Origin of the sequence: Actinomadura sp. 6K520, assembly GCF_004349245.1 — a bacterium.
Classification (GTDB): Bacteria; Actinomycetota; Actinomycetes; order Streptosporangiales; family Streptosporangiaceae; genus Spirillospora.
Map to the genome: position 1 here is coordinate 1 of NZ_SMLC01000261.1, position 7,511 is coordinate 7,511.

General features: G+C 72.4%; 3 protein-coding genes and 1 pseudogene. 2 read left to right on the top strand and 2 right to left on the bottom strand.

Annotated features, from left to right (window positions below):
• Window positions 1–47: 47 nt before the first annotated feature.
• The gene (locus tag E1289_RS35100; RefSeq protein WP_131988070.1) at window positions 48–677 is read right to left on the bottom strand and encodes a sigma-70 family RNA polymerase sigma factor; all 630 of its coding nucleotides are present in this window, start codon (window positions 675–677) and stop codon (window positions 48–50) included.
• Window positions 678–1,144: 467 nt separating this feature from the next.
• On the bottom strand, window positions 1,145–4,279 hold the full coding sequence (locus E1289_RS35105) for a M14 family metallopeptidase (protein ID WP_131988072.1): 3,135 nt from the start codon (window positions 4,277–4,279) through the stop codon (window positions 1,145–1,147).
• 276 nt (window positions 4,280–4,555) lie between these two features.
• Between E1289_RS35105 and E1289_RS40270 the strand changes: the two genes are divergently transcribed.
• Both E1289_RS40270 and E1289_RS35115 read left to right on the top strand, forming a co-directional pair.
• A complete protein-coding gene (locus tag E1289_RS40270) occupies window positions 4,556–7,078 on the top strand; it encodes a SpoIIE family protein phosphatase (RefSeq protein WP_131988074.1) in 2,523 nt (840 codons plus the stop codon).
• Window positions 7,079–7,203: 125 nt separating this feature from the next.
• Window positions 7,204–7,511: pseudogene (locus tag E1289_RS35115) on the top strand (hypothetical protein); the annotation flags it as partial.

Consider the following 7,511-nt stretch of genomic DNA (forward strand, 5'->3'; position numbering starts at 1 on the left):
GGGCCGGCGCGCCCGCCGGCCGGGGGCCGGGGCGCACCGCCGGGTTCTCAGGCGGCGAGGATGTGGGCGGCGCGGTCGTCCGCCCCGCGGCCAGGGGCGGGGCGGTCGGCCAGCGTCTCGCGGAGCTGCTTGCGGCCGCGGTGCAGGCGGGACATGACCGTGCCGATGGGGGTCCCCATCATCTCGGCGATCTCCCGGTAGGCGTAGCCCTCGACGTCGGCGAGGTAGACGGCGTCCCGGAAGTCCTTCGGCAGGGCCCGCAGGGCGGCGACGACCCTGGAGTCGGGGATGCGGTCCAGCGCCTCGGCCTCGGCGGACCGGAAACCGGAGGCGTGCGCCTCCGCCCGCGCGATCTGCCACTCCTCCAGCTCCTCGGAGCCGGCGCGCTGGGGCTCGCGCTGCTTCTTGCGGTAGGTGTTGATGAAGTTGTTGGTGAGGATGCGGTGCAGCCACGCCTTGAGATTCGTGCCTTCCTGGAACTGGTGGAAGTTCACGTACGCCTTGGCCAGGGTCTCCTGGACGAGGTCCTCGGCGTCGGCGGAGTTGCGGGTCATGCGCACGGCACTGGCGTAGAGCGGGTCGGCGAGCGGCAGCACGTCGCGCTCGTAGCGCTCTGTGTTCTCGGCCGCCGCGGTGTCCGCCGCGTTACGGCGGACAGGCGTGGTGACAGCGGTCATCGTCGCTCCCCGTAGGTAGTGGCCCCAGGCGAAAGCGGGCCGGTTGCTGACGCGTGTTCGGGGGCACGCGCGGACCGGGCGAACGAACCGCCCCCCGTGCTAGTGGTACGTGCCACCGTTCCCGACGGGTTCGGAGGTCTCGGCCGCGCATGGCGCGTGGGCCGAGGATCCTGCGCGGGCCGGCTGTGCCAGAGCGACCCCGTGCTTCCGGGACGTCGCGGGCCGATGCTCGATCAGGCGCTTCCCACCCGTCGGTGGTCTTCCTTGCCATGTAAGACGCCTGGAGGGGGGCGAATGGTTGCCTGCGGCCGGGTGTCGTCCGTCACATGCGGCGGCGTGTCGTCCCGGCGAGACGTGATCAAGCGGTATGGGGCCGTCCGCGGCGGGGCGACCGGCGGGCCGGCGGCCCGCGACGACGAGGGTCCCCGGGAGCCCGGCGCGACAGGGGCTCCCGGGGACCGGGACGGTCAGCCGAGCAGGTGTCTCAGCGCCCTGGCCATCAGGGTCCGTGCGTCGGCGGAACCGGCCTGTTCGAGCCCGAAGCCGAACAGGATGGTGTCCTTGGTCGCGACCGACGAAACCGAGTCGATCAGCGCCTGGGACCGGACGAACTCGGCACCGTTGCCGGGGCTTCCCTCAGGGGCGCCCTGGATGGACCAGGGGCCGAGGCCGGTCTCGAAGCCCTCCGCGTCGAGCTCACCGCCGGTCGTGGTGAGCCTGGTGTCGTCGATGAACAGTCCGGTTCCGCCGGTGAAGGGGTCGCTCACATAGGCGAAGGACACCTCCACCTGCTTGCCCGCGTAGGCGGACAGGTCGAACGCGACGGGAACCCAGCCGTTGGAGTTGCCCGTCAGGGCGTTCCACGCGCCGGTCGTTCCGGTGTTGCCGCAGGGGTTTCCTCCCGTGAGGTAGTGGTTGAGGAACGGGTGCATGGCGAGGTAGTAGCCCTGTTCGCACTCCGCCGGCACGTCGGTGGACGTGCGCCCGTTCTTGTCGGGCAGGGTGGTCCAGTCGTCGGCACCGGCGGTGTGGGCTTCGATGACGACGTTGTCGTAGCCGGTCTCGGTGCTGTAGGAGACCTGGGCCTGGAGCGTCGGGGCCTGCGCGGCGGTGACGCCGGTCAGGTCGATCGTCCGGGTCAGCCGCTGGTACGCGCTGTTCTGGTGGGGGCCGGCGACGTACCACTCGCCCTCGACCGGCTCGGTCGACGCGGCGGCGCCGGTGTAGTCCCCGATCTTCCAGCTGTCGAACTGCGGGAACTCGGCCTTGGGCAGGGCGGTCGAGGTGACCTGGAAGCCGCCCGTCTCGTTCAGCGGGTTGGTCGTCGTGCCGGTGAGCTCGGACGTCACGCCCTCGAAGGGCCGCTCCGTCCCGGTGAACCCGGTCGGCGATCCGATGACCTGCCTGTCGTACGCGCCCAGGTAGTACTGGAAGAAGTCGTCCGACAGCAGTTCGCAGTCGTCCCGGAAGCTCGTGGTGAGCACGCACGGGCGCTCCGGATGACCCTTCAGGCCGTAGTAGATGCCGCCGCCGTTCGCCTGGCCGAGCGGGCCGTTGTATCCGGTCGTCTCACCGGTGTGGAGGAGTTTCCCGCCCTCGTTGAGGTACGACCGGACGCTCAGGACGAGGTCCTTCGCGCGGTCGGCCACCTGCGAGTCGGGGAAGTCGCCGATGACGGACCGCACCGGTTCGTCGGCCTCGTCCTGGGTGAGGCGGTTGTCGCCCAGGTACCAGACGACGGCCTTGAAGTGCTTCAGGACGCCGAGGTCGTGCGGGACGCCGTCCTTGTCGATGTCCCAGACCAGCGGCCGGCGCTTGGCGGACCTGACGAGTTCGGCGTACTGGGCGGCGTACCTGGGCTCGTCCGTCCCGGCCGGGTAGGTCGGGTTGACGCCGGTGTAGTCCTCGTCCGCGATGACCAGGACGTCGGCCCTCTTCTGGTCGCGCACGGTGTAGCTGAAGCGCTCGCTCTCGACCCGCTTCCGGCCCTTCCAGCCGGAGAACCACACCTCCACCTTGTCTCCGGGCCGCTGCGATCTGACCTTGCCGCGGAACTCGCCGTAGTAGGTGTCGTTCTCGTCGCCGTAGCGCTCGCCGCCGCGCCACTCGCGCACGAGGTCGTGCCGCACGCGGCCGCCGTTGATCCGGTAGTGCATCGTCTTCAGGCGCAGCGACCTGCGGATCACCGAGGCGACCTCCTGCGAGCCGCCGTAGGACGCGCTGAACGCGTCCGTCTCGAAGTCGGCGGCCTCGTGCCCGAGGGCGGACACCGGCTCGTCCGGCGTGTGCGCCGACTTGCCGACCGACAGCGCGAACGGCAGGTTCTTCGCGAACTCCCGCTGGATGAGCGTCTCGTCGTCGGGGAACTCGAAGCCGCTGCCGCAGTCGCCGGGCTCCCACTCGTCGTCCGGGTCGGATGCCGCGGCCGACTCGCAGGTCGCCATCTCCGGCGTGACGGACAGCGCGCCGTAGACGTTGTCGGCCTGGCCGTCGGTGTCGCCGTTGGTGGTGTAGAGCTGCGCGCCGAGCTGGGGCACGTAGCCGGGCACGGCCGGGTTGTCGATGTCGCCGAGCAGGGCGTCGTGGATGACGTCGTCCGGGCTGCGGGTCAGGGTCTGCCAGCCCACGCCGTGCAGCAGCAGTTCCGCCGCCGAGTGGTAGTTGATCAGGTAGGTGGGCCGGACCTTCTTGTAGAGGTCCATCTGCGCCCTGGTCTCGGGTTCGGAGCCGGGGGCCGGGCCGCGGTAGGTCTCGTCGGCGGGCGCGTCGGAGGAGCCCTCGTTGTCGTAGCCCCACTTGTAGGGGAAGTTGCGGTTGAGGTCGACGCCGTCCCCGCCGGTGATCTGGCCGTCGCCGTTGTTGTCGCGGGTGTTCTTGCGCCAGAGGCGGAACCCGTCCTGGAACGTCAGGTCGTAGCCGTCGGGGTTGACGACCGGGATGAACCACAGCTCGGTCGTGTCGACGATCTTCGTGATCTCGGCGTCGCCGCCGTAGGCGCCGACGTAGTGGTGCAGCAGCCGGCGCACCATCTCCGGCGTGATCCACTCGCGGGCGTGCTGGGCCCCCTGGTAGACGACGACGGGCTTGTTGTGGCGTCCCTTCCTGCGGGCGTCCTTGGTCACCTTGACGGCGGTGATCGGCTTGCCCTCGCGGCTCGTGCCGATGTCCACGGCGGTGGCGATGGACGGGTGGTCGGCGGCGACCTTCAGGAGCTCCTCGTGGAGGTTCCCGGGGCCGCTGTAGGGGCGGAAGACGCCGTCGGGCGCGGCCTTCGTGCGAAGACGGGCGGTCTTCTTCGCGGTGAGGCCGAGGCCCTGCCGGTTGAGCGCGGCGGCCTGCGGCGCGCTCATCACGGCCTCGACGCGGATGCCGCCCGGCTTCTCGCCCTTGGCGATGCGGATCGCCTCGTGGTCGAGGCCGGAGCGGTTCAGCAGCTCGACCTGGGCCGGGCTGAGCTCGGCGGTGTAGACCTCGACGGCCGCGCCGGAGGGCGCGGGGCCTGGAGTGGCGTTGGCGGGGGTCGCCGCCAACGTTCCGATCAGGAGCGCGGCGGCAGCGAGGGTCGGGGTGAGTCTTCGGTGCCGGAACAGTGCGCGCGACATTGCGCCTCCCTGGAAGGGACCACAAATGGGGGTCGCGTGATCGTCTGCCTGGGGAACGTGGGTGTCAATGGGGCATTAGTGCTCTATGCCGCATTCGGTCACTTTCCGATGTTCCGGCTTTTCGGGGTGGCTACGGCTGCGTTCCCTTTGATAAGGGACCTTCCGGAAGACAGGCATCAATCCGGGCTATCGGCACCGACCCGGACCGGTTTTCGCGGACCGCCATCACGATCTTGTTACTGCGGGTAGCGTGCCCTTGACCGGGAGTCGCCGAGGATGTCGGGTGTCCTGCGCTCCCTGGAGGGGGGCCGCATGGTCATCGACGAGCTGCTGGGGATGGCGTGGATGACGGCCATCACCCTCGACGGACGCGGACACATCAGCCACTGGGACGACACCGCGGCCGATGTCTTCGGCGTCGGGCGGCTCCAGGCCGTGGGCCGGCCGCCGGCCTCGCTGCTGCGGCTCCCGCGCGAACACCGCGGCGCCTTCGAGCCGGAGGTCTTCGGGCACGTCTGGTGCGGCGCCTGCGCCCTGCCGCGCGTCGACAACGGCGTGCCCACCGAGGTCGGCTGGTGGGTCTACCCCATCGAGGCCGACCCGGGCGGCCACGACACGCGGGTCCTGGCGCTCGCCGCCGACCTGCGCCGGCTCCGCGAGGAGGGCCCCGGCATCGCCGTCGGCGACCTGCCGGTGGCGGCCCCCGGCGCGGGCGCTCGGCGCGGCGCCGGAACACGGCTGCTCCGGGTGGAGCCGGCGCTCGCGCCGCCCGCCGGGCCGGGCACCGCGCCGTTCGCCGCCCCGTTCGCCGCGCGGCTCGCCGGCCTGCTGCCCGCCCTGGACGCGGGCGCGGCGGAGAAGATCGCCCTGCAGGTGCTGGGGCTCGGCTGCCCGGCGGTCTCCCTCGGCCTGACCGTCCGGCTGCCGATCATTCCCCACCCGGGGACGGTGGCCGCCGCGGCCCCGCCCCGCCCGGCGGCTCCCGTCCGGGAGGCCCCCGCGGTCCGGCCCCGGCCGGTGGTTCCGGCCGCTCGCGCGGGGCGCAGGCGCCCGGTCCGCGGGACGCGGCCGGCCACGACCCATCCGGCCGGCCCCGCCTGGGCGGACGGTCGGGAGACCACGGCCATGCGGGAACCGCTCAGCTACCTCAGCGAGGCCGGGCAGGAGATCGGGGGCACGCTCGACCACCTGCAGGCCGCGCGGAAGCTGGCGGAGGTGCTGGTCCCGCGGCTCGCCGACTTCGCCGCCGTCGAACTGCTCGAACGCGTCGTCGCCGACTCGGCCCCGCCCGCCGCCGAGGTCGACGAGACCACGCAGATGCGCCGGGTCGCGGTCGTCCACAACGACGAGCACGGGCGCTGGGACGACCTCGTCCCGGAAGGGGAGACGCTGCGCCTGGCGTCCGGGGCGCCGTTCGTCCAGGCCATGCGGACCGGGCGTCCCGTCCACATCCCGCACGTCGACTCCGTGCGGGCGACCGAGATCGCCGCCTCGTTCGGCGACCGCGACCTGCGGCCGCTGTTCGCCGGGCGGGCGCTGATGATCGTCCCGCTGATCGCGCGGGGCCGGGTGCTCGGCACGTTCAAGCTGCTCCGCAAGGGCGACCGCCCCGGGTTCGGCGACCTCGACTTCGCCATGGTCGACGAACTGGCCCGCCGCGCCGCGCTGTGCATCGACAACGGCCGGCTCTACCGGCGCGAGGTCCAGGTCGCCGAGGAACTGCAGCACTCGATGCTCCCCGACGACCCCCCGGACGTCGCGGGCGCCCGCGTCCGCTACCGCTACCGGCCCGCGGGGCAGGCGATCAACGTCGGCGGCGACTGGTTCGACGCCATCCCGCTGCCCGGCTGCCGGCTCGGCATCGTCGTCGGCGACGTCATGGGCCACGGGCTCACCTCGGCCGCGATCATGGGGCAGATGCGCACGGCCGTCCGCACCCTCGCCGCCGAGGACATGCGGCCCGCGCGGCTGCTGCGCCAGCTCGACGGCCTCGCCCGCCGGCTCGGCGAGGACTACCTCGCCACCTGCCTGTACGCGGTGTACGACCCGGTCGAGCGGAGGTGCACGCTCGCCAACGCCGGGCACATCCCGCCCGTGCTGGTGTCGGCGTACGGTGACAGCCGCGTCCTCGGCGTCCCGTCCGGCGTGCCCATCGGGGTCGGCGGCGAGCCGTTCGAGACGGTCGAGGTGGCGGTCGAGGACGGGTCGCAGCTCGTGCTGTGCACGGACGGGCTCCTGGAACGCCGCGACCGCGACCTCGACCAGGGGCTGGAGCTCATGCGCAGCCGCCTCGCCGGTGCCCCGCCCGACCTCGACCGCACCTGCGACTCCCTCCTCGACACCCTCGCCGCGGCCACCCCCACCGACGACATCGCGATCGTGGCCGTCGGGTTCGACGGCCTCCCCAAGGACGACGTCGCCGCCTGGGAACGGCTGGAACCGCGGCCGAGCACCGTCCCCTGGGTGCGGGCCCAGGTCGCCGCGCGGCTCGCCGACTGGGGCATCGGACCGCTCACCGACACCGTCGAGCTGCTCGTCAGCGAACTCGTCACCAACGCCCTCGTGCACGGCGCCGGAACCATCGGCCTCCGCCTGATCAAGGGCGGGACCCTGCTCTGCGAGGTCTACGACGACGGCGCCGACCTCCCCCGGCTCCGGCACGCCGAGGCCACCGACGAGTCGGGGCGCGGGCTCCAGCTCGTCAGCCACCTCACCGCGCGCTGGGGCACCCACCGCGCCGAACCCGGAAAGGTCGTCTGGTTCGAGCACCTCCTCCCCGGACGGCCCCCGCCGCACTGATCACCGTGGTCATCGGCCCGCATCGCGATTCTGTGAGGTAAATGTCCCGTCCGCGACAGATATTTTCCAACGCTCCGTCCGCTCTGATCGATGTGACGACACCCATCGCGGCCACGGGGGAACACTTGGGGCGGAATCTGACGCTGCCGGTACCGGAGACGCTCTACGCCACCTACGCCGTGGCGCTGCCGGCACCCATCCCGGACCCGGCGGAACTCGCCCGCACCGAGGTGACGCGCCGCACCCGGCCGCCCCTCCGCGAGCTCGCCCTCGGCATGCTCGACAGCCCGATGCTCACCCTCGACCAGCGCCCCGCCGGCGACTTCCCCCCGCTGCCCGGCGACCTCCTCGCCGCCTACGGGGCCGCCCCGGCCGACCTCGCGGCCATCGACGACGCCCCCCACCTGCTCGCCGTCCGCGCCGCGTACCGCCC